General features: G+C 38.9%; 15 protein-coding genes. 10 read left to right on the top strand and 5 right to left on the bottom strand.

Going from position 1 to position 26,224, the window contains the following annotated elements; translation table 11 throughout:
* The first annotated feature begins 10 nt into the window (after positions 1-10).
* The 6 genes from H6G59_RS05655 to H6G59_RS05630 all read left to right on the top strand — a co-directional run bounded on the left by H6G59_RS05655 (position 11) and on the right by H6G59_RS05630 (position 7,609).
* Positions 11-1,204 (top strand): glycosyltransferase family 4 protein, encoded by a 1,194-nt coding sequence (locus H6G59_RS05655; protein WP_190712252.1) that lies wholly within the window; start codon positions 11-13, stop codon positions 1,202-1,204.
* 44 nt (positions 1,205-1,248) lie between these two features.
* Complete coding sequence (locus H6G59_RS05650) at positions 1,249-2,427, top strand: endo-1,4-beta-xylanase (protein ID WP_190712249.1); 1,179 nt, start codon at positions 1,249-1,251, stop codon at positions 2,425-2,427.
* Between the two features lie 119 nt (positions 2,428-2,546).
* Entirely contained in the window at positions 2,547-4,757 is a 2,211-nt protein-coding gene (locus H6G59_RS05645; RefSeq protein WP_190712247.1) for a GumC family protein, read from the top strand.
* A 36-nt stretch (positions 4,758-4,793) separates the two neighbouring features.
* Positions 4,794-5,840, top strand: coding sequence for a UDP-3-O-(3-hydroxymyristoyl)glucosamine N-acyltransferase (gene lpxD / locus H6G59_RS05640; RefSeq protein ID WP_190712245.1), 1,047 nt, complete (start codon positions 4,794-4,796; stop codon positions 5,838-5,840).
* A 492-nt stretch (positions 5,841-6,332) separates the two neighbouring features.
* Positions 6,333-7,220 (top strand): TIGR02587 family membrane protein, encoded by an 888-nt coding sequence (locus H6G59_RS05635; protein ID WP_190712243.1) that lies wholly within the window; start codon positions 6,333-6,335, stop codon positions 7,218-7,220.
* Positions 7,217-7,609 carry a TIGR02588 family protein gene (locus tag H6G59_RS05630; RefSeq protein WP_190712241.1) on the top strand — a complete coding sequence of 131 codons (393 nt, stop codon included), beginning with the start codon at positions 7,217-7,219 and terminating at the stop codon, positions 7,607-7,609. Before H6G59_RS05635 ends, H6G59_RS05630 begins: the two co-directional genes overlap by 4 nt.
* A 352-nt stretch (positions 7,610-7,961) precedes the next feature.
* Here the strand turns inward: H6G59_RS05630 and H6G59_RS05625 are convergent, their stop codons facing one another.
* Positions 7,962-8,867: a CoB--CoM heterodisulfide reductase iron-sulfur subunit B family protein gene (locus H6G59_RS05625; RefSeq protein ID WP_190712239.1), complete on the bottom strand. Its 906-nt coding sequence runs from the start codon at positions 8,865-8,867 to the stop codon at positions 7,962-7,964.
* A gap of 286 nt (positions 8,868-9,153) precedes the next feature.
* Here H6G59_RS05625 and acpP point away from each other — a divergent pair, with 286 nt between their 5' ends.
* From acpP to tkt, 3 genes are all read left to right on the top strand, one after another.
* Complete coding sequence (acpP, locus tag H6G59_RS05620) at positions 9,154-9,405, top strand: acyl carrier protein (protein WP_190712237.1); 252 nt, start codon at positions 9,154-9,156, stop codon at positions 9,403-9,405.
* A 259-nt stretch (positions 9,406-9,664) separates the two neighbouring features.
* Positions 9,665-10,915, top strand: a complete 1,251-nt coding sequence (gene fabF / locus H6G59_RS05615; RefSeq protein ID WP_190712235.1) for a beta-ketoacyl-ACP synthase II — start codon at positions 9,665-9,667, stop codon at positions 10,913-10,915.
* Between the two features lie 373 nt (positions 10,916-11,288).
* Positions 11,289-13,301: a transketolase gene (gene tkt, locus H6G59_RS05610; protein ID WP_190712232.1), complete on the top strand. Its 2,013-nt coding sequence runs from the start codon at positions 11,289-11,291 to the stop codon at positions 13,299-13,301.
* A gap of 242 nt (positions 13,302-13,543) precedes the next feature.
* Here the strand turns inward: tkt and H6G59_RS05605 are convergent, their stop codons facing one another.
* The 4 genes from H6G59_RS05605 to H6G59_RS05590 form a co-directional block, all read right to left on the bottom strand.
* The gene (locus tag H6G59_RS05605; protein WP_199331937.1) at positions 13,544-14,857 is read right to left on the bottom strand and encodes an MFS transporter; all 1,314 of its coding nucleotides are present in this window, start codon (positions 14,855-14,857) and stop codon (positions 13,544-13,546) included.
* Between the two features lie 298 nt (positions 14,858-15,155).
* Entirely contained in the window at positions 15,156-16,034 is an 879-nt protein-coding gene (locus tag H6G59_RS05600) for a ferric iron reductase (RefSeq protein WP_190712231.1), read from the bottom strand.
* A gap of 121 nt (positions 16,035-16,155) precedes the next feature.
* Positions 16,156-17,133 carry an iron-siderophore ABC transporter substrate-binding protein gene (locus H6G59_RS05595; protein WP_190712229.1) on the bottom strand — a complete coding sequence of 326 codons (978 nt, stop codon included), beginning with the start codon at positions 17,131-17,133 and terminating at the stop codon, positions 16,156-16,158.
* Between the two features lie 139 nt (positions 17,134-17,272).
* Positions 17,273-20,302: a TonB-dependent siderophore receptor gene (locus tag H6G59_RS05590; RefSeq protein WP_190712227.1), complete on the bottom strand. Its 3,030-nt coding sequence runs from the start codon at positions 20,300-20,302 to the stop codon at positions 17,273-17,275.
* Between the two features lie 605 nt (positions 20,303-20,907).
* Here H6G59_RS05590 and H6G59_RS05585 point away from each other — a divergent pair.
* Entirely contained in the window at positions 20,908-26,214 is a 5,307-nt protein-coding gene (locus tag H6G59_RS05585) for a non-ribosomal peptide synthetase (RefSeq protein WP_190712225.1), read from the top strand.
* The last annotated feature ends 10 nt before the right edge of the window (positions 26,215-26,224 follow it).

Raw genomic sequence — 26,224 nt, 5'->3', positions numbered from 1 at the left:
TTAGATTATTATGGCATCAGCAAAAAAAGTCTTAATCATCGTTGAGAATCTGCCAGTTCCCTTTGACAGACGGGTATGGATGGAAGCAACTACTTTAAAAAAAGCTGGATATGAAGTTGCTGTGATTTCACCCACAGGTAATGGCTTTGAAAAACAATATGAGGTAATTGAAGATATTCATATTTATCGTCATCCTTTACCGCCGGAAGAAAGCTCAGTTATTGGCTATCTTCGAGAATATAGTTGGGCAGTTAATTGGCAATTCCGTCTAGCTAAAAAAGTATGGCGAGAGCGTGGCTTTGATATTGTCCATATTTGTAATCCCCCAGATTTATTATTCTTAATAGCTGGATGGTTCAAATTATTTCATGGTGTAAAAGTTATTTTTGATCATCACGATCTCAGTCCAGAAATGTATGAAGCTAAATATCAAAGACGTGATATTTTTTATTATGGACTCTCCTGGGCTGAACGCTTAACTTATGCTACTGCAAACATAGCAATTTCTACCAATGAATCTCATAAAGAAGTGGCTCTCACTCGTGGACATAAGCAGCCAGAAAATGTTTTTGTGGTGCGTAGTGCGCCTGATTTGGGACGTTTTCAACGCATGACTCCTAACCCTGCATATCGTCAAGGTCGAAATTATTTAATTGGCTATATGGGTGTCATGGGTGAACCAGAGGGAATTGATTATCTGTTAAGAATGGTACGTTATATTGTGCGGGAAAAAAAACGCCAAGATATTCATTTTATGCTGATTGGTAGTGGACCAGCTATCGAAAAACTTAAACTTTTATCGGCAGAATTAGACATTACTGATTTTGTAGAATTTACAGGATTTAAACAAGGCGAAGAACTTTTAGAACGTCTTTCTAGTTGTGATGTTTGTGTAGAACCATCTCCAACTTCTTCTTATAATGAAAACTGTACAATGAATAAAATTCTTGAATATATGGCAATGGGAAAACCAATAGTTCAGTTTGATTTGCGAGAGGGAAGACGTTCTGCACAGGAAGCATCTCTCTATGCCAAACCTAATGATGAACTGGAATTTGCTGAGAAAATTCTCGAACTTCTAGCCTCTCCTGAACTCAGAGATAAAATAGGAAAAGAGGGCAGATATAGAATGGAAAAAATTCTGGAATGGAAATATCAAGCCCCAAAACTTTTAGAGGCTTATGAAAAGGTTTGCCAAAGTTGATAGTTACTTGAAATTATGAATATTGAAGTTAACTAATAATCTTTATGTCCAACAATTGGAAATTTAATAAACGGCGAGATTTCTTATTGGGATTAGCAGGTATAACGGGTATGGTTGCCCTGGGAAAAGGGCAATCTATATATCTAAATTATAGTATTCAATCTCTTGATAACCAAGCCAGAACTTTTTACGTTTATGGTGAAAAGTCGTTAAAAGAACGTGCTGCTACTAAAGGTTTAATTTATGGTGCAGCGGCTTCTCATGACAACTTAATCTCAGATTCTGAATTTGCCAAAGTTTTTATTCAACAATCTGGCATGATGGTTCCAGAATTGGAGTTTAAATGGTCTTCTGGTAATAAAAGACTGCGTCCTGATCAAAACAGTTTTGATTTTAAAGCAGCAGATTGGATGATAGAATTTTCCCAAAAAAATGATCTACTTTTTCGTGGTCATACTTTAGTTTGGCATCATGCTTTACCAAACTGGTTTGAAGAGCAAGTTAATCGCCAAAATGCTGAATTATTATTAACAAAGCATATTCAAACGGTGGTAGGACGCTATGTTGGAAAAGTTCATTCTTGGGATGTAGTTAATGAAGCAATTGCTCCCTCACATAATATCTTTAATGGTTTACGTAAAACGCCCTGGTTAGATTTGCTCGGAACGGATTACATTGATCTAGCTTTTCGTTTAGCTGCTCAAGCTGATCCTAGTGCTTTATTAGTTTATAACGATTTTGGATTAGACTATGATAATTCTAAAGATGAAGCTAAACGTCAAGCTGTATTAAGTTTATTAGAAGGTTTAAAGTCGAAAGGAACACCAATTCATGCTCTTGGTATTCAGGCACATTTATCAGGAGACAGTCATAGTTTTAATCCACAAAAGTTTAGGGATTTTCTCAGCAATGTGGCCAGTTTAGATTTAAAAATCCTCATTACTGAAATGGATGTCAAAGATCAAAATTTACCTTTTGATACAGCTATGCGCGATCGCACTATTGCCGCAGCTTATGAAGATTATCTCTCAGTTGCGTTGGATGAAAAAGCTGTAATTGCAGTTCTCACCTGGGGATTAAGCGATAAGTATACTTGGCTAAATGAATTTCAGCCTAGAAAAGATAAAACACCTGTCCGTCCATTACCTTTAGATGCTCAAATGCAGTATAAGTTAGCTTGGAATGCGATCGCTCGTGCTTTTGATCATGCCCCTAAACGCTGAGAACTTTTTCCTCTACTGAAATTATTAGTTTATACTATTCTATAAAAGTAGAATTACTGGGACTAGACCATCTTCGACAAACAATAACTTAGTTACTTTCTTAAAAAAATTAAAAAAATATGTCGAAAATATCTATGGAATCAAGAGAAGATATTGATTTAGACTTGAGTCGTTATCTATTGATGATCAAACGGCAACGTCTACCTGCTATCAGTATTTTTATCACTACAGTTGCTCTCAGTTTCTTTGCTACAACTTTGCTAAAGCCATCTTATGAAGCGGAAGGAAAACTATTATTCAAGCTTCCCTCTTTTCAAGTCTTAGGAGCCAATCTTTTGCCTAGTTCTGGGGGAGAAACAGGAGATTTAAAACCGCTAGTATCAAGTCAAAATCCTATTAATACAGAGATGGAAGTAATTTCCTCACCTGCTGTATTGCAAAATACCATAAACCAACTAAAACTGAAAAACCAAACAGGTGAACCCATAGAAGTTGAAGACTTAGCAGCATCTCTAACTTTGAAAATTGTTGGAGGCACGGATGTGTTAAAGATTTCTTATGCAAGCCGTGACCCTAAAGAAACTGCGGCAGTAGTCAACACAGTGATGAAACAGTATTTAGAAAATGATATTTTGACTAATCGTGCTGAAGCTGAAAAAACCTATAAGTTTATGGCTTTGCAACTGCCAACAACTCAAGCTGCTGTTAACAGGGCTGAAGTAGCATTACGCAAATTTAAACAACAAAATAATATTGTTGATTTACCGGAAGAAACTAAATCAGCCGTTGGGATTATCAGCAATTTAGAAAATGAGATTAATACTGTTCAAGCACAGCTAGAAGATTTAAATGCCCAAAGTAATATGCTGCGTCAAAAAATAGCTCTAAATTCTCAAAAAGCTATCGCTGTTAGTTCTTTGAGTAATTCACCCGCAGTCCAGGGAATTCTGGCACAACTCCAAGACATAGAACGACAATTAGCAAATGAACGTAGTCGCTACTTTGATGATAACCCAATTATTGTGAGTCTCGAAGCTAAAAAAGCTAATTTAAATAATCTCCTCAAAACCCAAATCGCCCAAACTACTGGTAGTTCTACACCAGTCCCAGAAAGACTATTGCAAATTGGAGAACTTCGACAAAAATTAATTCAGGATTTTTTACAAGCAGAAGTCCAACATATTGGCTTGTCCAAAAGATTAGCTTCTTTGTATGCTTCCCGTTCTGCATATCAACGTAGGGTGAAAGGAATACCCATGCTTGTACAAAATCAGCGTGATTTAGAACAAAAGGTGGAAGTTGCTCAATCTACCTACGAAACTATCTTGAAAAAGGTTCAAGAATTACAGGTAGCACAAAATAAAAATACAGCCAACGCCAGAATTATCTCCCTAGCTAAAGTTCCTGAAAAGCCAGCAGGAGGTAAAAAACCACTGGTATTAGCTCTTGGTGTGATGTTCGGACTGTTTTTATCAACTGGTTTTATTTTCTTGATCGAAATGCAAGATACCTCTCTCAAAACCCTGCAAGAAACAAAAGATATCTTTGGATATACCTTATTAGGGATTCTGCCATTATTATCAAAAAAATCTCTTTTCCGTCAGAATGCAGACTCTATAACTCCAGAAATTGCTGCTAAGGATGCACCCCAATCTTTAACTAGCGAAATGTATCGAGTTACTCAAGCTAATCTCAGATTATTGAGTTCAGATAAAGTAATTAAAAGTATTGTTGTTACTAGTTCTATTTCTAAAGAAGGTAAATCTACAGTTGCAGCTAATTTAGCCACGGTTATATCTCAATTAGGACGCAAAGTTTTACTAATTGACGCAGATTTAAGAGTTCCTACTCAACATCATTTCTGGCAGATAAGTAATTCACCTGGATTAAGTGAAGTCTTAGTTGCCCAGGCTGAATACAGCGATTCTATCTTTCGAGTAATGGATAATCTTGATGTTTTACCTGCCGGTGTTAGACCTCCCAACCCTTTAGCTTTACTAGATTCTAAACGAATGGCTGCACTAATTGAAGAGTTTTCATCGGCATATGATTTTGTAATTATTGACACTCCTCCTTTATTAGTTGGTGCTGATGCACTAACTGTCAGCCAAATGACAGATGGTATTTTGTTAGTAGCTCGACCTGGGGTGATTGATTATAATAATGCTCACACTGCTAAAGAAATGTTAAAACGCTCTAATTATAATGTCTTGGGTTTATTAGTTAATGGCATCATTGAGAAGAATGAGCCTAACAATTATTTCTATAGTCCAGAAGAATACTATTCTGCTTCTAAAACTGTAACCAAAAAAGATCGGATTAAGGCATGATTAGTTGGATAGTTATCAGATTCTGAACATTAAATTATGCGATTTAGTGAAATTATCAGTAAATTAAGCGACACGATTACAGACCACAGCCTGATTACTAACCGAGAACAAAACCCAGAAATTACTGGGGTAGCACCTGTGGATGAATCTAGTAGCGGTACTATTAGCTATATAGAAGGTGCAAAATTTGCCTCATTAGTCAGTTCTACGGGTGCTAGTGCTTTAATTTTGCCCCAGAATGAACAATTGCAGATGCAAGCCACAGAAAGAGGTATTGCCTGGTTATCAACCCCAGAACCAAGATTATTGTTTGCAAAAGCGATCGCTCTTTTTTATCAACCATACCGTCCCAATCCCGAAATTCACCCTACCGCAGTTATTCACCCCACAGCTAAAATCGGTAATGATGTTTATATTGGCGCTCATGCTGTGATTGAATCAGGGGTGGAAATTGGCAACGGTGTAGTTATCCATCCCAACGTCGTCATTTATCCAAATGCGAAAATTGGCGATCGCACTATCTTACACGCTAACTGTACAATTCACGAACGTACCATCATCGGTGCAGACTGCGTAATTCATAGCGGTGCTGTCATCGGTGCAGAGGGTTTTGGCTTTGTTCCCACCCGCACAGGTTGGTTGAAAATGGAACAATCTGGTTACACTGTCTTAGAAGATGGTGTAGAAGTGGGTTGTAACTCTGCTATTGATCGTCCCGCAGTAGGGGAAACCAGAGTCGGACGCAATACCAAAATTGACAACTTAGTGCAGATAGGACATGGGTGTCAAATTGGTGCTGGTTGTGCGATCGCAGGTCAAGCAGGTATGGCTGGAGGAGTGAAGGTTGGAAATCGGGTAATTTTAGCTGGACAGTCAGGAATTGCGAATCAGGTCAAAATTGGAGATGGTGCGATCGCATCTGCTCAAGCTGGCATTCACAACAATGTCGCACCAGGAGAGATTGTTTCTGGTAGTCCAGCAATGCCACATAAACTATATCTCAAAGTATCTGCTGTTTATAGTCGCTTGCCAGATATTTATCAATCTTTGAAACAATTGCAACGTCAATTAGGACAAAAGTAAACAGTTAACTCAACAGTCCTAGATAGTTTTTGGGAAGCACTGCTAAATAAAGTAGGGTTTCCCTGCCTGATTACAATACAGATTGACAGATGCGATCGCGCCTCCTCAAAAAATTAAAGGTTAGTATACAATCGTCCGCACGCTTTAGATTTACTTTATACAGCAGAATTCAGGAGTCAGGAGACGCTTCGCAGACCTATGGCTTACGCCACGCTGCGCTATCGGTTCAGGAGACGCTTCGCAGACCTCCGGTTCAGGAGTAAAAATGGTTTGGTGTCTAGGTTTCAATTTAGATTCTGTACCTCATTGATCTGCAATCTGCTGTAAATCAACTCTAACTTACCAAAAAGCAATTTCTTGTGTGTCTACCGCAGGAAGTATATAACCATATTTATAAAATAACGTAGGATAGATGTGAAAAATATATATTTCATGAGACATTCTACAACACATTAAAATATTACAAATAAAATAAAGAGGTATATATTAGTAGTGGCTAAAAAACATAATAAAAAAAATACTGGGAAACAAGAAATAAATGATATTGTGCGTGGTACTTGTGGAGGTTTTTTATTTGGTATTCCACTAATATATACTATGGAAGTATGGTGGATTGGATCGCTAGCAAAACCAAGGTTGATCTTCATAGCAATTGTCTTAATGTTTATTGTAGTTCTTGTACTCAATTATACAGAGGGTTTTCGTAAACGTAAAAATAACTGGCGAGTTGATGAAGCAGCGATAGATACTGTAGAGGCAATGGCAATTGGATTTGTTTGTTCTGCATTTGTGTTGTGGTTATTGCAAGAAATTACGCCAGAAACATCCATGAAAGAATCTCTGGGTAAAGTTGTATTTGAAGGTCTACCATTTACGCTAGGTGTGGCATTAGCCAACCAGTTTTTCCAAGAAGGTGATCAAAATAATTCAATATCAATCACTCCTCAAGATAACGGTATCCGCGAACATAAGCAAAATGATTTACACGCCACCTTTGCTGATTTAGGTGCAACTCTCATTGGTGCAATTGTGATTGGTTTTAATATTGCACCAACCGATGAAGTTCCTATGTTAGCAGCTGCCATTTCACCACCTTGGTTATTGGCACTAATGGCTGCATCTTTAGTAATTTCCTACGCTATTGTCTTTCAAGCTGGTTTTTCAGACCAACAAAAACGCAGACAGCAAAAAGGGATTTTTCAGCGTCCATTAAGTGAAACTACTATATCTTATTTAATATCTTTACTAGCAAGTGGATTAATGCTATTTTTTTTCCAAAAGGTAACTTTGGCAGACCCCTGGATGATGTGGTTAGAACATATTCTAGTATTGGGATTACCTACAACTATTGGCGGCGCGGCGGGTAGGTTAGCAATATGATAGAAACAGAACCAAAACGTTCTCTAGCTGAGTGGATAACATTCCTGATTTCCTTATCTATTCTCGCAGTCGTTATTAGCTTAGTAGGGTATATGTGGCTGAATGAAAAAAATCAACCTCCCATCTTATCGGTGCATAAAAAACAAATGATTCGAGAAATTGATGGTAAATTTTATGTTCCCTTTGAAATAGTTAATACTGGTGGTGAAACTGCTGAATCAGTGCAAATTGTCGCTGAGTTACAAATTGCTGATAAAGTTGTTGAAACAGGAGAGCAACAAATTGATTTTTTGTCTGATGGCGAAAAGGAAGAAGGAGCATTTATCTTTAGCCAAAATCCGCGTCATGGTCAATTAACTATGCGGGTTGCTAGCTATAAGTTGCCATAATCCAAATAAAAAGTGCAATCTCTAATATTGTAAATTGGGTTAAGAAGTGACCAGTTTTTGATGGGTTTGATGTCTATTCCTTGCACCTTGTTTCCCTTTTTCCAACCTCAATCCCTTGATTAATCTAGGTTCTATCTTTATTCAGAAAGCCCTATTTACAAATATTAACATTATTGCTGTTGTTGATATTTATTTGTTGGGTTTCATTTTATTCAACCCAACCTACAGTGCTTTAAATAAAACTGTCTGAATCAGGATTTCCAGGATTTAAGGATGAACAGGATGAAGTCAGGGATTTGATCACCAATTACCTTTTTCCCTGCCTCAACTAGATAACTAGCAACTTGGGTTATTAAAATCCCAATTTTTCTAAAACTGGTTTTGTGGAAACAATGTGACGTTCTAAACCCAATTCTTTGGGACTAACTCCTAAAGCCAAAGCAATTAATTGAGGTAAATGTAAAACAGGTAAACCTAATTTTTTACCAATTACCTTTTCTACTTCTGGTTGACGAGAATCTAAATTCAGATGACACAAAGGACAAGGGGTAACAATACAATCCGCATCATTTGCTAAAGCATCTTGAATATGCATTCCTGCCATTTTGAAAGATTCATTAGTAGCGTAGCTAGATAAAGGCCAACCACAACATTGGGTGCGACCACGATAATATACAGGTGTTGCACCTACTGCCCGAAACATATTTTCCATCGCTTCTGGCTGGAATGGATCATCATAGGGCATGGATTTTTGAGCGCGGAGGAGATAACAGCCATAAAAAGCTGCACATTTTAACCCACTTAACTTGCGGGTGACACGGTTGGTAATTTCTTCTAAACCGTAATCTGTGACTAAAGCATAGAGAAGATGTTTAACTTCAGTACTACCGCGATAAGGTGAACAGCCTTCTTTTTGTAACAATTCATTAACTTGATTGAGATAGGCTGGGTTATTGGACTGACATTGTTTCAAACTTTCATCTACATGACCAATCACACCTTGGCAAGTGCTGCAATGAGTCAAAAGAGGGAGATTTAATTCTTCTGCTAGAGCGATATTTCTGGCATTAACTGTATCTTCCAACAATTGGGAATCTTCTTTAAACGTACCCGAACCGCAGCAGGAAGCTTTTTTTAATTCAATTAGTTCAATACCCAGTTTTTGGGTGAGTGCCTGGGTTGATAAATATAGTTCCCGACAAGCACCTTGAGCAACGCAACCGGGATAGTAAGCGTATTTTAGCGTTTGAGATAGCATAGAATTATGTTTGGGTTAGAGCGATCGCACTAGATAATTACAAAAATCATTACTGAAAGCCCTACGGCTGTAACCCCCTGATCATATCGTTGATTGAGAATGGATACTTTATTTACGCCGTATTGTACTAGCTCCGGCGCGAACCAGGAACAGCAGCTAGAATTTTCTTTGATGAAAAACCCACAGCGGTATACGGAAGATCACGCTTTCCGATAAGATGTATATGCTCAAAAAAACATTTCCCATAAAGAGCAAATCATAGCAACTGGTTAAGGACTTTATATCTATGAGCCAAGCAGATATTTTTGATAAGGTAAAGAAAGTTGTCATCGAGCAACTAGACGTTGAATCTGAAAAAGTTGTACCTAGCGCTAATTTTGTCAACGATTTAGGAGCAGATTCCTTAGATATCGTGGAATTAGTGATGGCTTTGGAAGAAGAATTTGAACTCGAAATTCCCGACGAAGCTGCTGAAAAGATTTTAACGGTACAAGAGGTAGTGGATTACATTAATAGTAACGTTGCTGCCTCAGCCTAAAACTGTACTGAGTCTTGAGGAGCCAGTGCATTGAGTTTTGACAGTACCGTGGGTTCCCTGACTTGAGGTAACTTTGATCGGCGCTGCTGACTGATAGTAACTGGCATTGCTAAGTGCTGAGTATATAAACTCTAGACTTTTCTTGAGAAAAGAATCGAGTCAAAATGATCAAACCAATAGTAAACTCTTGACTCAGGACTTAGAACTCAGCACTCTTGATTGTTCTGCCTGCTGCTTTTTCGCCACCTTAAACTGAATCATGACAGACTATAAACGTAAACGCGTTGTTGTAACTGGTGTTGGCGCGATTACACCTATTGGTAACACAGCATCTGAATATTGGGAAGGATTATTAAGTGGACGCAATGGCATCGACTACATCACTGCTTTTGATGCGTCTAAGCATGATTGCCGCATTGCGGGTGAAGTAAAAAACTTCGATCCACATGACTACATGGAGCGCAAAGAAGCCAAGCGGACGGATCGGTTTGCTCAATTTGCGATCGCAGCTTCAAAACAGGCTGTGGGAGACGCGCAATTAGTTATCAATGACCTGAACGCAGAACATATAGGTGTCATGATCGGCTCAGGCGTTGGTGGGATTAAAGTGTTAGAAGACCAACAAACTATCTACCTAAATCGTGGGCCTGATCGCTGTAGTCCGTTTATGATCCCGATGATGATCGCCAACATGGCAGCCGGGTTAACGGCAATTCATACTGGTGCTAAAGGTCCAAATTCTTGTTCTGTAACAGCCTGTGCTGCTGGTTCCAACGCCATTGGGGATGCATTTCGCCTGATTCAAGGGGGATATGCCCAAGCAATGATTTGCGGAGGATGTGAAGCCGCAGTTACACCCTTATCTGTGGCTGGGTTTGCCTCAGCTAAAGCGCTTTCGACTCGCAACGATGATCCGGCTCATGCTAGTCGTCCTTTTGATCGCGATCGTGATGGCTTTGTCATGGGTGAAGGTTCAGGAATTTTAATTCTCGAAGAACTAGAACACGCCTTGAGTCGGGGCGCTCGTATTTATGCGGAAATGGTGGGCTATGGGATGACCTGTGACGCTTACCATATGACCGCCCCAGTCCCTGGAGGCTTAGGTGCGGCTAGAGCGATAGAACTGGCACTCAAGGACGCAGAACTCACACCAGAAATGATAAGCTACATCAATGCTCATGGGACTAGCACCTCAGCTAATGATGTCACGGAAACAGCAGCAATTAAGAAGGCTTTGGGCGATTATGCCTATCAGGTAGCAATCAGTTCCACCAAGTCAATGACAGGTCATCTGTTAGGTGGTTCAGGAGGAATTGAAGCAGTGGCTACAGTCCTAGCGATCGCTAATGACCAAATTCCCCCCACCATCAATCTAGAAAATCCTGACGAAGGGTGTGACTTAGATTATGTACCTCACGTGAGCCGCGCTCAAACAGTAGCGGTAGCACTATCCAATTCTTTTGGATTTGGGGGTCATAATGTCACCCTGGCTTTTAAGAAATACATCTAATAACTTAAGTTGCTAGTAAGGTAATAGGTAACAAGTGATAGGTGACAGGTGACAGGTGACAGGTGACAGGAAGAAATTTACCAATTACCAATCACCATATGCCTAACGGTAGGCTACCGCCAACACCAATCACCAATTACCAATTACCCTGCCTGAAATGAACATCGGAAAGTATCTCAGATATCATTCCCATCGACATTAAGGGTTCAGCCTTACCAAATTATCAGCCTTATTCATCACCAGAAACTCAGAAGATTTCGCTTGTCCATCGACAAGGGAGAATGGGATGATGAGGATAGTGGGATCACTTTAAAATGACCCCAGCAAGAGAAAGCTACAAACAATGTTAACCCGTCGTTAAAAACAAGAGATTATGGCTGTTGCAACCCAATCCATCCAAGAACTTTGTATTAATTCAATTCGATTTTTGGCTGTTGATGCCATAGAAAAATCCAAATCGGGACACCCTGGACTACCAATGGGCGCGGCTCCAATGGCTTTTGTCCTTTGGGATAAATTCATGCGGTATAACCCCAAAAATCCCAAATGGTTCAACCGCGATCGCTTTGTCTTGTCCGCTGGTCATGGTTCAATGTTGCAGTATGCCTTGCTGTACTTGACAGGCTACGATAGCGTTACCATAGACGACATCAAGCAATTTCGTCAATGGGGGGCTAAGACCCCAGGCCACCCCGAAAATTTTGTCACAGATGGTGTAGAAGTAACAACAGGCCCCTTGGGTCAGGGAATTGCCAATGCAGTTGGTTTAGCCGTAGCCGAAGCACACCTGGCTGCTAAATTCAACAAACCCGATGCCAAGATTGTTGACCACTACACCTATGTAATTCTTGGTGATGGTTGCAACATGGAAGGAATTTCCGGTGAAGCTGCTTCCATCGCCGGACACTGGGGATTAGGTAAACTCATTGCTCTTTATGACGACAACCACATCTCCATTGATGGTTCTACAGATGTAGCATTCACAGAAGACGTTTCCAAACGATTTGAATCCTACGGTTGGCACGTTCTGCACGTTAAAGATGGCAACACCGATTTAGAAGGAATTGCCAAAGCCATCGAAGCAGCAAAAGCTGTCACCGATAAACCCACCATGATTAAGGTGACAACCACCATTGGTTATGGTTCTCCCAACAAAGCTAATACCGCAGGTATTCACGGTGCTGCGTTGGGTGCAGATGAAACAGCATTGACTCGGACAAACTTAGGTTGGAACTACGCACCATTTGAAATCCCCGCAGATGCCCTCAACCATACCCGCAAAGCAGTAGAACGCGGTGCTGGTTATGAATCCGAATGGAATAAAACCTTTGCAGACTACAAAGCTAAGTACCCCACAGAAGCGGCTGAATTTGAACGCTTCGTTAGCGGCAAATTACCAGACGGTTGGGATAAAGTATTACCTACCTACACAACCGAAGACAAAGCCCAGCCCACCCGCAAACATTCAGAAATTAGCCTCAACAAACTAGCGACTGTTTTACCGGAATTAATTGGTGGTTCTGCTGACTTAACCCATTCCAACTTGACCGAACTCAAAGGGGCTGGGGACTTCCAAAAAGGACAATTCCAAAACCGCAACATTCACTTTGGTGTGCGCGAACACGCAATGGGTGCAATTTGTAACGGTATCGCCTTACATCGTTCAGGCTTAATACCCTACGGTGCGACCTTCCTGATTTTCACAGACTATATGCGGGCTGCTATTCGTTTAGCGGCTTTGTCTGAAGCTGGCTCAATTTGGGTAATGACTCATGATTCCATTGGCCAAGGTGAAGATGGTCCCACACACCAACCCATTGAAACCCTAGCTTCTTTGCGGGCTATTCCTGATTTAACAGTAATTCGTCCCGCAGACGGAAACGAAACCTCTGGTGCTTACAAAATAGCAATTGAGAAGTCTAAGGAAAATGCTTCCACTTTATTGGCGTTCACTCGTCAAAACGTCCCCAACTTAGCAGGTACATCTATTGCAGGTGTGGCTAAGGGTGCATACATAGTTGTGGATAGCCAAGGTACACCAGATATTATCTTAATTGGTACTGGTTCAGAATTGAGTCTAGCTGTCACCGCAGCGGAAAAACTCACAGCGGAAGGTAAGAAAGTTCGTGTTGTTTCTATGCCTTCTTCCACCTTGTTTGATACACAAGATGCAGCTTATAAAGAATCTATTCTACCTAAAGCTGTTACCAAGCGTTTATCTGTAGAAGCTGCTAGTAGCTTCGGTTGGCACAAGTATATCGGTAGTGAAGGCGACACCGTAAGTATTGATACCTTTGGTGCTTCCGCTCCTGGTGGTATTTGTTTGGAGAAGTTTGGCTTCACTGTTGATAATGTGTTAGCTAAAGCCAAAGCATTGTTGGGTTAATAGCAACAGTATATTCTCTGAATGTGTGGGGTGGGCTAAAAAGCTCACCTTTTTTTTGATAATTGCTTTTCCCAATTACCAATTTTCCTATCATATATAGCAGGAGTCAGGAGACGCTTCGCAGACCTCCGGTTCAGGAGTAAAACTGGCGAATGTGTATAGGTTTCAATTTTGATTCTGTACCTCATTGATCTGCAATCTGCTGTATTTTTTTGCTGAATGCCAAACCAATTCAAATAAACCTATCTACCATAGTCAGGTAGAATATCTTCCACATCCCGCAGCAGAGGTATAAAGAAACCTAAGAAACCAACCAGCAACATACATAGCGCACAAATCACATACAACAGCGCAATTCCTGCACCACTACCAGACCCAAATAATCCTCCAAGAATGCCAACTAGAACACCCTCTGATTGGAATGCAGGTGTAAAAACACGATCTGCCAAAGGTCCGGCTATTAAATAGCCTACAGCAGAAGCTATCTGTAAAAGTAGCGATCGCGCCGCAAAAACTCTTCCTTGTACATTTGCTGGTACTTTCTCTAACCAAATGGCAGTATTAGAACTACCATTTAAAGGAAAATTCAAAGAAGAAAAAAATTGTGCAGGAATCCAAATCGAAGGTGTTCTACCAAAACCAAAAACTATTTTACTGAAACCTGCACCTATCATTCCCAGTAAAACACCTTTGATTTTCCGTTTAAAACCGCCCCAAGTGCTAACAATTATTGCGCCCGTCACACCACCAAAACCAGCCGCAGCAGCTAAACTACCTAGCACTAAAGTATTGTTATTAGTCCGTGACAAAATCATGGGTGAGTAGAGGGAATTACCAATGTCATGGGGTAGCCAAAATAGCAAATTAATAATTAACAATGCCAGTAAAATCTGGTGAGTGGCAATATAACGCCAGCCACATCCCAAATCTTGCCATATATTAGCTACATTTTCATTTGTATTAGTTGGTACTGGTTGCGGAATCTTCACTAACAATAAACTGCCAATTGCGATCGCAAAAGTACAGATATCAATTAACCAAATTCCTGAAAAACCAATGATTGTGTAAAGATATCCTGCCAAAGCAGGTGCGATAATTTGACTACCGTAACCAGATAAGAATTCTAGGCTACTAGCACGGGTATAGTGTTGTTTAGGAATCATCAGTGATACCGATGCTGAATATGCCAAAGACTGAAATTGATTGAAAGTTCCGACAATTGCACCTGTTAGATAAAAGTGCCAAATTTGTAAATTATTGGTGAGATGTAACAACAAAATGATAATTGTGCTGAAAACGGCAACTGTATCACCCACCATCATTAAAAATTTGCGGTTAAATCTGTCTACAATTACACCACTGATGGGAGTAATAATAATACTAGGCAGCAAACTAAAAAAACCTACCAGAGTAAGTGTTGTTGCTTTACCTGTGATTTCCCATGCCCAAATTTCAATCGCAAAACCGGTCATATTACTACCGATGGTAGACACTAGTTGACCAAGCCAAACAATGAGAAAATTACGCATACTGGCTGGGTTTGGTTGTTGTGGCATTTTGATGTAAAAGGAGTGGGTAAATTTTGTTTACAGCAGATTGCAGATCAATGAGGTACAGAATCAAAATTGAAACCTATACACATTCGCCAGTTTTACTCCTGACTCCTGAACCGGAGGTCTGCGAAGCGTCTCCTGAACCGGAGGTCTGCGAAGCGTCTCCTGACTCCTGAATTCTGCTGTATTAATACGGCTATAGCAAATAAATCAGGTACAAATATCAATAGTAAAAATTTGTTGGGGCAGGTATCTTGCCTACCCTTTTCTACCTGATTCAGATGAAATTATCTGTATGACTTTAGTCAGTTTTTGTCATGTATTTTTTCATTTGGGCAATTCGTTCTTGTGGTTTGAATAGAGGACAGTTGGTGCATTTTTCATCACAAGGAGGAATAAAAGCATATAAACAGCAGGTGAGACGGACTGTAGTTGTAGCTGGTAAACCTGGTTCGTTAATTTTTTCAGTGCGGACTAAATTATAAAGTGGGTTACGTCCTGGCATAACTGAACTATAGGGTTGTTCATATAAAACGGAATAATCTGTTTTTATTGATTCTAAATTTGTACATTTACTAATTTCCGCAAACTGTCTTTCCGACGCATTTACCGCATTACCCCACATAGTTTTTTTAGAAAGTTTAGTTAAACTATAAACCTGTGCTATCATGGGTGAAAAATTGCGCTGGAATAAGCTAGTAAATACAGTTTCGTGTAAATCTTCCACGCTATTAACTATTTTTCCTGGGTAGTTTTGGGGAATAGGGATAGGTAATCTTGGCGGATAAATTACAGTATCACTCAGATCATGAAACCATAACGCCTTGGGTTCACCGTTTTCTAACACAAAACTCACATTATCCAGTTCAGCATTTAAGCCTATTCCCGCCCAAGTCATCAAAGCTAAAACACCCGGTAACGTTTTCCAGCTATATACTTTGTTCCAGATAGATGCAGTAATGCGAATGTCTTGAGTTTTTTGGTATATATCACTTGCTTGCCATTGAGATAAAAGTCTATTTGGTTGTAGGTAATCATTAACTGAGATCACCTCAGCACCATCAGGAGGCTGAGTCAAAATTATGAGGTCTGTATAGAAACTATCTAAATTTTTTTGAGCAAGAGTAAATATTTCTTCTAAGAAATCCAGTACAGTGTTGTTCGCTAGTTGCTGAAGCATTTTCAGTATTTCTCCATTATGGGAGGTAACAGGGAATAGCATTGAAAGTCTTTGGAAATTTGAGTTTGATGATGACTCTATATTCTCCATAAACTCACAACTGCTATATTCTAATTAATTATCATGATGCTTTCACTAAATATGTAAACAAATCATCTAAAATAGCATTGGCTGCAAGAATATTGCCAAAAATCCAGTAACTTGAATCAACAGTATAAACTCGTTGATTTTGAACAGCTTTCAGATTTTGCCATAGTGGACTATTTTGATACTTTTGAAAATTCTGTTCTGCACCGGGATCTAAAACTATAAATAAAATATCAGCATTGATTAAATCCAGACGTTCTAAACTAACTGAAACTAGAGGTTGATTTTCATTAGTAAGTTGATATTGAATTTCTGGTAGAACTATTCCCACCTCTGTCAGTAGACTGCCAGGAAATGAATATTTAGTGCGAAATTCCGTAAATTTATTACCAGCATAAAAGCGACTCACAGAAACAGTTTTCTCTTTGAGTTTATGATTTATAAACGTGCGCAATTCTTGAACTTGTTGCTGATATTCATCAAGTAATTTTTGTGCTTGTTCACTTTTGCCTGTGATTTCAGCAATACTTGAGAAAGCATCTTTCCAACCATTTTGAATATAATCAAGTGTAATTGTAGGGGCTATTTGGGAAAATAATTTGTATTGTTCTGCGTTGAGAGAAAAACCCAAAATTAAATCTGGATTTAACAGCACCATCTTTTCTATATTTGGTTGACTATTTTTTCCTAAATAAACTATTCCCTCAGCTTTTTTACCTAACTTGGGTATGATACTACCTGTAATATTCGGTTGTGTTGCTGCTATTGGTTTTAAGTCCAGTGCTAACAACGCTTCCATAGAAGTTTCATCCAAAGCAATAATGCGTTGAGGTTTTAAAGGAACACAAGTTTCTCCCCAAGTATGCTTGATTACTTTGCACTCAGCCGCATCTAAGTTTGCTCTGTTTAATTCTGTGATTTTAGTGAAATTGCTGTAGCAACCCTGTACTAAAATGACAATCAAAGTGATGAGAAAAAATATTTTAATATAACGATGCGAGAATTTTCTCATTATTTAAACTACAGTTCATTTTCTCTAGGGTTTGTTATGCTATGGGCTAACTTGCTACGATCATTAGTGTTGTATATTTAAGATAATTTAAAATGGTGCGTTACGCCACGCCACAACAAACCCTACTGAAACAGACTAATTAAAATTGCCAGCCCAATGTTAATTTTACAGTCAGCGGCGCGCCGTAAAAAACACGTAAGCGGTTTTCAGCCATTTCAAAATACTCAGTATCAAACAAATTTTGTAGGTTAAGAGCGGCTCGGAAGTTATTTCGGCGATAAAATAATGCTGCATCAGTGCGTAAATAACTAGGCAAACTAAAAGTATTGTTTAAATCTCCCTCCCTTTCTCCTACATAAAAGAGTCCTAAACCAAAACCTAAACCTTGTAAATTACCTTGTTGAATTTCATAGGTATTCCACAAACTAATAGCGTGTTCTGGAACGTTATTAATGCGGTTTCCAACTGGAATATCATTGTCTTGAGTTACTTGTGCATCAGTGTAAGCATAACCACCAATTATTTTCCATCCAGGTAGTATTTCACCAACAATATCTACTTCAAAACCACGACTTCTTTGTTCCCCGGTTTGGATAGAGAAATCCGGATCTCTTGGGTCAGAAGTAAGCACATTAGAGCGTGTAATTTGATACAGAGAAACTGTTGATGAAAGTTTATTTGTCCAATCAAATTTAGCTCCTACTTCATACTGAGTTCCTCGCTCTGGTTGAAATAAACCGCTATCAAAAGTTGTTCCTGTTACTTGCTGAAAGGAACGGCTATAATTAGCATAAAGTGAAACTAATTGACTAGGTTGATAAACCATACCAATTCGAGGACTAAATGCTGTATCTTCCTGAAAAGAAGTAACTGCACCTGCTGAATCTTCCTGCTTTTGATTTACAATATCCAAACGTCCCCCAATTACTAATTTAAAATTATCAGATAGGGAAATTTGGTCTTGTAAATAAAATCCTAAACCCTCTTGAGTATATGGTTCATTAGGAAATTCAGCAGTTACATCACCGATGTTTTGTGAACCGTATACAGGATTAAATAAATCTAGAGGGCTAATGTTAACTCTCTGACTAGTACCTTTATATATCTCTCTAGATAAATCAAACCCAAATAACAGCTTGTGTTTGATATTTCCAGTATTAAAGTTCCCAATCAAGTTAGTATCTAAAATGTAGCTATCGACAGATGCTTCAGCGATAATCAAGTTACGGTTTAAAGTGCGATTATCAGCTGCTAATGATCTGGGAGAACCAGAATTTTGCTGACTTGTTTGAAAGGAAGAACGAAAGCTATTTTGTATTTGCCAATCTTCATTAAAACGATGCTCTAGATTATAGCCTACTCGCCATATTTGGCGATTGTTCTTATCAATAGAAGGCTCATTTGTAAACCTATTTCTTGGTATTTTGCCGTTAGGGTTGGGTAAGATAGTACCAACTGCTGGTATACCTCTGTCATTACGTTGTTGTGTATCGAAATACTCTGCTTCAAAAGTCAGTTGAGTATCTTGACCAATTTTCCAAGTTAAAACCGGAGCAATCAAGTAACGTTGAATGTCAACAAAATCTACAAAGGTATCTGTACTAGAAGCAGAAGCATTGAAACGATACAACAGAGTTTTACTATCATTCAGAGGACCTGTTAAATCAACTGAACCACTATATGAATTGTAGTCGCCAATTGTTCCTTCTACTGAATAAAAGGGTGTTTCTAGAGGTTTTTTAGTAACAATATTTACTGTACCCCCTGCTCCACCTTGACCAAAAAGAACCGATGCTGGACCCCGCAGCACTTCTATCTGCTCAATGTTGGCAATTCCAGAACCAGCAGTAATGTTGGTGTCATCTCTTAAACCATTGCGGATAATATTACGATTGCTAAAGCCTCGAATGTCGAAACCATCAAATACATTTCGTTCTGAAGAGTTAGTAATTACACCAGCAGTATTTTTTAATGCGTCACTTAAACGTTGTACTTGCTGTTCCTGAAGGACTTGCTTGGGGATGACTTGAATTGCTTGAGGAATATCGCGGATTGGGGTGTCAGTTTTTGTACCAGTGGAGGCGTTAGGAACTCGGTAGGTGTCTTGTTCACCTGTGACAACCAATTCAATAGGTTCATCACTCTCGGCTGTTGGTTGTTCTGGTTGAGTTGGATTTTCTGACTGGGGCGTTGGCGTGGGTTGGGTTTCTGGTTGAGAAGTGGATGCAGTGGAAGTAACACCAAAAATTAAACCTTCCTCACTATCAAATAATTCTACTGCGGGTGTATTATCTGTTCCCGTAACGGTAACTCTAATGGTGTTGCTATTAAAGTTAGTAACTGTGATGTCGCTAACTCCTGCAATGGGTTGTTTTTGGCTAACTGTATCACCATTGGGTAGACTAAGTTGGGCTGAAGGAACGTCAACAATGAATGTGTTACCGTCTTTTTTCGGGGTTACTTGTAATTTTTCACCTTCTGGAGTCGCTAAGATTATTTCTAAGCCATTGGTTGTAGTGTTAAATTTAACTTCCCTAATTTTGACTAATGTTTGACTTTGCTGTGGTGGATTGGTAGCAGATGCCACGGGAGCAAGTTCAAAAATTAAGCCTTGATCACCATCAAATAATTCTGCGGTGGGTACACCTTTTTCACCTGTAACTGTTAGTTGGACGGTGTTAGCGTTAGTTTGGGTGACGCTGATATTGCTTATACCCGCGACTGGATTTTTTTGGTTAAAACTGTTTTGTTTACCCAGTGATAAGACTGTATTAGGTATCTCTACTATAAAATTGTTGCCTTGGCTTTTATTTACTGGCTTGAGTGCTTCTATATTAGGACTTTCTAAAATTACTTCAATTCCTTTATCAGTGGTATTAACTTTAATATCTGTGATTTTAGTAACTAATGTATTGCGGGTTTGTGCTAGTAATTGCGCGGCGCTGGTTGAATAATGTTCTTTGTCTTCAACGCTAGATATTTCTTTTGTTTGCTTTTCTGCATAAGCGGGTTGTATTAAGCTACCGATAAAAGCTAGTGCTAATCCCGCCGAACGTATCTCATTCATTAACTCAAACTTCATTACCGTTGCTCCTTCCCCTACACCTGTAAACAGAGTTTTCCCTAAGTTTTGTTGTTGTGCGTTTCCACATCCAGCAGAAACTTTCACGCCATTCATCTATGACGCAAGAATTTCTTAATAGTAAGTTCTCTCTTGTATAGAAGATTTCTCACTTAGTAGCTGCGAGCTATTTGCAGTTAAAGCTGTCGCTATTAAGAAGTATTATCATAAAGCTTTTGATAAAGCAAGTATTTTTTCCAACCGTCTATAGCTGTGCTGACTGAAGGGGACGCAATAGTACAAATGGATAAATTGTGTTTTAATCCTTATTTTACAAGGTTTTTATGCGATTGCGTAGACAAAAAACCTGTTGCTTTTAAGTGATAGCACTGTGATATGAGAGTTGATGATTTGTCTACAGAAGCAATTTGGGAGGGTGTAAAAAACTTATACTTGACCGGAATAGTGATAAGAGTTATTGATTAGTTTCTAGTTGTAATTTTTAGCTAATTGCTATAAGGTGAGATCTGTAATTGAAAATAAATAGCAATAAATACTGGCTGACTGCAAGCAACAGACTAACTCGAGGCGAATGAGACCCTGCTAATAACTGCAAACTCACAAGTCAGCACTGGCGCGATCGCTCTTAGAATCAGGTTTTTCAACTGGCTTCAATTCAATTTTCTTGTGTGCATCAAGGCTGTGAAAGTACAATGACTCAATCTGTCAATGATTTTTCTACCGTTGTAGAGTTACTGCGTTACAAGTGTTTAGAACAACTAAATACTGAGGCTTTTACGTTTCTGCCAGATGGAGAAGCACAAGCAAAGTCCTGGACTTATGGAGAATTGGATTGTCAAAGTAGAGCCATAGCTTGTCAGTTGCAAGGATTAAATTTAACTGGACAAAGAGCATTACTGCTATACCCACCGGGTTTAGATTATCTAGCTGCTTTTTTCGGTTGTCTGTATGCTGGAGTGGTAGCAGTTCCTGCTTATCCACCACGCAACCAGCGCAACACACCCAGAATTGTAGCGATTTTAAAAGATGCACAAGCCACAGTCATCCTGACGACATCAGGTATATTCTCACAAGTAAAAACTTTACTTATCGATAAATTTGATACAAATAATATTCATTGGCTGACCACCGATAACCTTAATCCAGGCATAGAAGCAGCTTGGCAACAGCCTTTAATCAATCAAGACACTCTAGCTTTTTTACAATACACATCTGGTTCTACTGGCACACCCAAAGGTGTAATGCTCAGTCACCGCAACCTGTTACACAACGCTGCTGTGACACGCCAATATATGGAACATACCTCCAGTAGTAAATTTGTAACTTGGCTACCTGCCTATCATGACATGGGACTCATTGGCGGCATACTACAACCTTTGTATGGTGGTTTTTCTTGTATCATGATGCCACCTGCATCCTTTTTGCAACGTCCCTATCGGTGGTTAAAAGCGATTTCTGATTACAGAGGTACAACCAGTGGCGCTCCCAACTTTGCCTATGAGCTATGTATTGAAAAAATCACCCCAGAACAACGGTCAACACTAGACTTAAGCAGTTGGAGTGTAGCATTTAACGGTGCTGAACCAATTCGCCAGGAAACCTTAGAAAGATTTGCCGAAACCTTTGCTGAGTGCGGTTTTCGTCCAGAAGCCTTTTATCCTTGCTATGGCATGGCAGAAGCAACCTTAATGGTTTCTGGTAGTGTTAAATCTGCGTTAGTCAGAACTAAGACAATACAAAAAACCGCTTTAGAATGCAACCATGTAATTGATGCTGCTGATAACGCAGAGAACGGTATGCAAATAGTTAGTTGTGGTCGAGTTGTACCGCAACAACAGATCGTTATTACCAACCCAGATACCTTAACCCGTTGCGCTGCTGATGAAGTTGGCGAAATTTGGGTATCAGGCCCGAGTATTGGTCATGGTTACTGGAACCGTCCAGAGGAAACAGAGCAAACATTCCACGCATATTTGCAAGATACGGGAGAAGGACCATTTTTGCGGACTGGAGATTTAGGATTTCTGCATAATGGTGAACTCTTCGTTACTGGACGAGCGAAAGATCTAATCATTATTAGAGGACGCAATCTTTACCCTCAAGATATCGAACTCACAGCAGAACGCAGCCATAAAATATTGCGTGTGGGAAGTGTTGCGGCTTTTGCAGTGGAAGTAGAAAAAGAAGAACGGTTAGTAGTAGTACAAGAACTAGAATTTCGTGCCAAACCGAATATAGAAGAAGTTACCGCAGCTATTCGTCAATTAATTACAGAAGAACATGAAATACAAGTTTATGCAGTTGTTTTAATCAAAGCTGGTACTATTCCCAAAACTTCCAGTGGCAAAATTCAACGTCGAGCCACAAAAGCCAGATTTTTAGAAGGTACATTAGAAGTTGTTGGTAGCAGCATTCTGGAAATTAACCAGAATACAGAAATAGAAGTTTTGACACGTGCAGAATTATTAGCGGTTCCATCAGAACAACAACAGCAGTTATTAAAATCTTATTTACAAAAGCTAGTTAGCAGTATTTTGGGGGTTAAACCTTCCCAGTTAAATTATCAACAGCCTTTGAGTGGTTTTGGTTTCGATTCCTTAAAGGTATTTAGTGTCAAAAACCAAATTGAGGTTGATTTAGAAGTAGTTATTTCTGTAGCGGCTTTCTTTGCAGGTGCGAGTATTGAAGATTTGGCAAATCAAATTTCAGACCAAATTAATAATAATCTTATTTGTAAGTATTTACCTATTACTAAATTAGAGCAAACTACTAACCAACATCCACTAGGCTTTACCCAACAGCAGTTATGGTTTATCAATCAACTGCAACCAGGTACACCAGTTTATAACATTTCCGTGGCTGTTCATATTCCAGGAACTCTGGATGTATCAGCGTTAGTTAGGAGTATTAATGAAATTATTCAAAGACATGACATTTTACGGACAAGCTTTGAAATAATAAATGGTGAACCAGTCCAAAAAGTTGCAGATGTTGTCAAATTAACTTTACCAGAAGTTGATTTACGCCATATACCTGAAGAACAACAACAGGCTGAAGTGCAAAAATTATCACTGCAAGCTGCTCAGGTCTCTTTTGAATTAGAACAACCTCCCTTATTAGCTGCAAAACTGCTGTACTTGCCAAAAGAATCAATATTAATTTTAACGGTTCATCACTTGATTGCTGATGGTTGGTCGATTGATATTTTAGTTCAAGAACTATCAGCAATTTATCAAGCTTTTGCTCATGGGAAGCCGTCACCATTAGCAGAACTTCCTGTACAGTATGCCGATTTTGTACATTGGCAAAGAAGCTTATTACAAGGGGAAATATTAGACAGTCATTTAAGTTATTGGCAGCAGCAGTTAAGCGGAAATCTGCCTGTATTGCAATTACCTACAGATCGTCCTAGACCTGCAATTCAAACTTTTAAAGGAGCGCAGCAAAAAATTGTCTTATCCCCGGCTTTAACTGAAGCAATTAAACAGTTAAGTCAGCAGGAAAATGTAACTTTATTCATGACTTTGTTGGCAGCATTTAAAACCTTACTTTACCGTTATACCAGCCAAAAAAATATTATTGTTGCCTCACCAATTGCTAACCGTAACCAAACTGAATTAGAAAAATTAATCGGGTGTTTTGTCAATACTTTAGTATTGCGTACCAGCTTAGATGGAAATCCCACCTTTAAAGAATTACTGGAACGAGTAAGAAAGATAGCAATTGATGGCTATACACATCAAGATTTACCTTTTGAAAAGTTAGTAGAAACCTTACAGCCAAATCGAGATTTAAGTTATAATCCATTATTTCAGGTGATGTTTGTTCTGCAAAAACAAGCATCAGCAAGCCTTTGGAAAACAGAAGAAATAGCGACAGAAACAGCCAAGTTTGATGTACTGCTATCAATGATTGAAAGTGAGGCAGGATTAACAGGAACACTGGAATACAACACCGATTTATTTAATGCCGATACTATTAGCAGAATGTTGGGGCATTTCCAATCATTGCTAGAGAGTGTAGTTAGTGATCCCAGTCAGCGTATTTATGAATTATCAATATTAACATCTGCTGAACGTCAAACATTGCTAGTAGATTGGAATAATACTCAAGTTGATTATCCGCAATTTGCTTGTATTCATCAGTTGTTTGAAGCTCAAGTAGAAAAGACACCGGATACTGTAGCAGTAGTATTTGAAAATCAACAACTTACCTATCAGGAGTTAAATAAAAAAGCCAATCAACTAGCGCATTACCTACAAAACTTAGGAGTTAAACCAGATACTTTTGTTGGTATCTGTATGGAACGCTCTTTAGAAATGGTAATAGGAATATTAGCAATTATGAAAGCTGGTGGCGGCTATTTACCATTAGATCCTAGCTATCCTCAAGAGCGTTTAACGTTCATGTTAACAGATGCTCAATTATCATTTTTGCTAGTACAAACCCATCTAGTTGAACAACTACCACCACACCAAGCTCAAGTTATAAATGTAGATAAAAATTGGGTAGAGTTTGCTAATTACAGTCAAGTTAATCCAGATAGTAATGTACAATTAGAAAATATTGCTTATGTGATTTATACTTCTGGTTCAACAGGAAAACCCAAAGGAGCAATTAACACCCATCAAGGTTTATGCAACCGCTTACTGTGGATGCAAGATACTTATAAATTGACATCCAGCGATAAGGTTTTACAAAAAACACCTTTTAGTTTTGATGTCTCTGTTTGGGAATTTTTCTGGCCTTTATTTACTGGTGCAACTCTAGTCGTAGCTAAACCAGGTGGTCATCAAGATGCGAGTTATTTAGTTGAGTGTATTCAGCAACAACAAATTACAACATTGCATTTTGTCCCATCTATGCTGCAAGTGTTTTTAGAAGCACTAGGACTGGAAAGTTGTCACAGTTTAAAACGGGTTATTTGTAGTGGTGAAGCATTACCTGTGGAACTACAAACACGATTTTTTGAATGTTTGAAATTTATAGGTTTAAATAATGTAGAATTACATAATCTCTATGGACCAACGGAAGCTGCAATTGATGTAACTTCCTGGAAATGTCAACCACACAATAAGGAAAATGTTGTTCCTATTGGTCGTCCTATTGCTAATACACAAATATACATATTAGATTCACAATTGCAACCTGTTCCTATTGGTATCGCTGGTGAGTTGTATATTGGTGGTGTGGGTTTGGCAAGAGGTTATTGGCAAAGGGCTGAATTGACTAAAGAGAAGTTTATTTCTAGTCCTTTTGATTCTGAAAAACGCCTTTACAAAACAGGTGATTTAGCACGCTATCTTTCTGATGGCAATATTGAATATTTAGGCAGAATTGACCATCAAGTGAAAATTCGTGGTTTCCGTATTGAATTAGGAGAGATTGAAACAGTATTAGTACAACACCCAAATGTTAGAGAAACCGTAGTAGTAGCTAGAGAAGATATACCCAAAAATCATCGCTTGGTCGCTTATGTAGTTCCGCATCCAGAGATGCCATTTTCTGCCCAGGAATTACGCGATTATCTCAAAGATAAACTCCCTGATTTCATGGTTCCTTCTGCCTTTGTGGAGTTAAACGCATTACCACTTTCACCTAATGGTAAAATAGATCGTCGAGCCTTACCTGTGCCAGACATTCAACGCCCTGATTTAAAAGAGGCTTATGAGGCACCAAATTCTGAAGTTGAAAGAGCGATCGCTCAAATTTGGCTAGAGATATTGTACATCAAAAAAGTAGGCATAAATGATAACTTTTTTGAATTGGGTGGTAATTCGTTATTAATGGTTCAGGTTAACCATAAATTACGAGAAGTTCTACACTGTGACATTTCAGTTGTAGAAATGTTCCAGAACCCAACTATTAAATCTTTGGCTAAGTATATAAATCTTAAATCAAAAGAAATATCACCTTTTGAATCTCTAAATAATCGCATTCAAAAGCAACGAGAATCTGTAAATAGGCAAAAAATATTGATGAAGCGCAGTAGAAATTAGAATAAATAAC

The organism is Anabaena lutea FACHB-196 (assembly GCF_014698305.1).
In the GTDB taxonomy this organism is placed as follows: Bacteria; Cyanobacteriota; Cyanobacteriia; order Cyanobacteriales; family Nostocaceae; genus Anabaena; species Anabaena lutea.
This window is presented reverse-complemented; position numbering and strand designations above follow the sequence as displayed.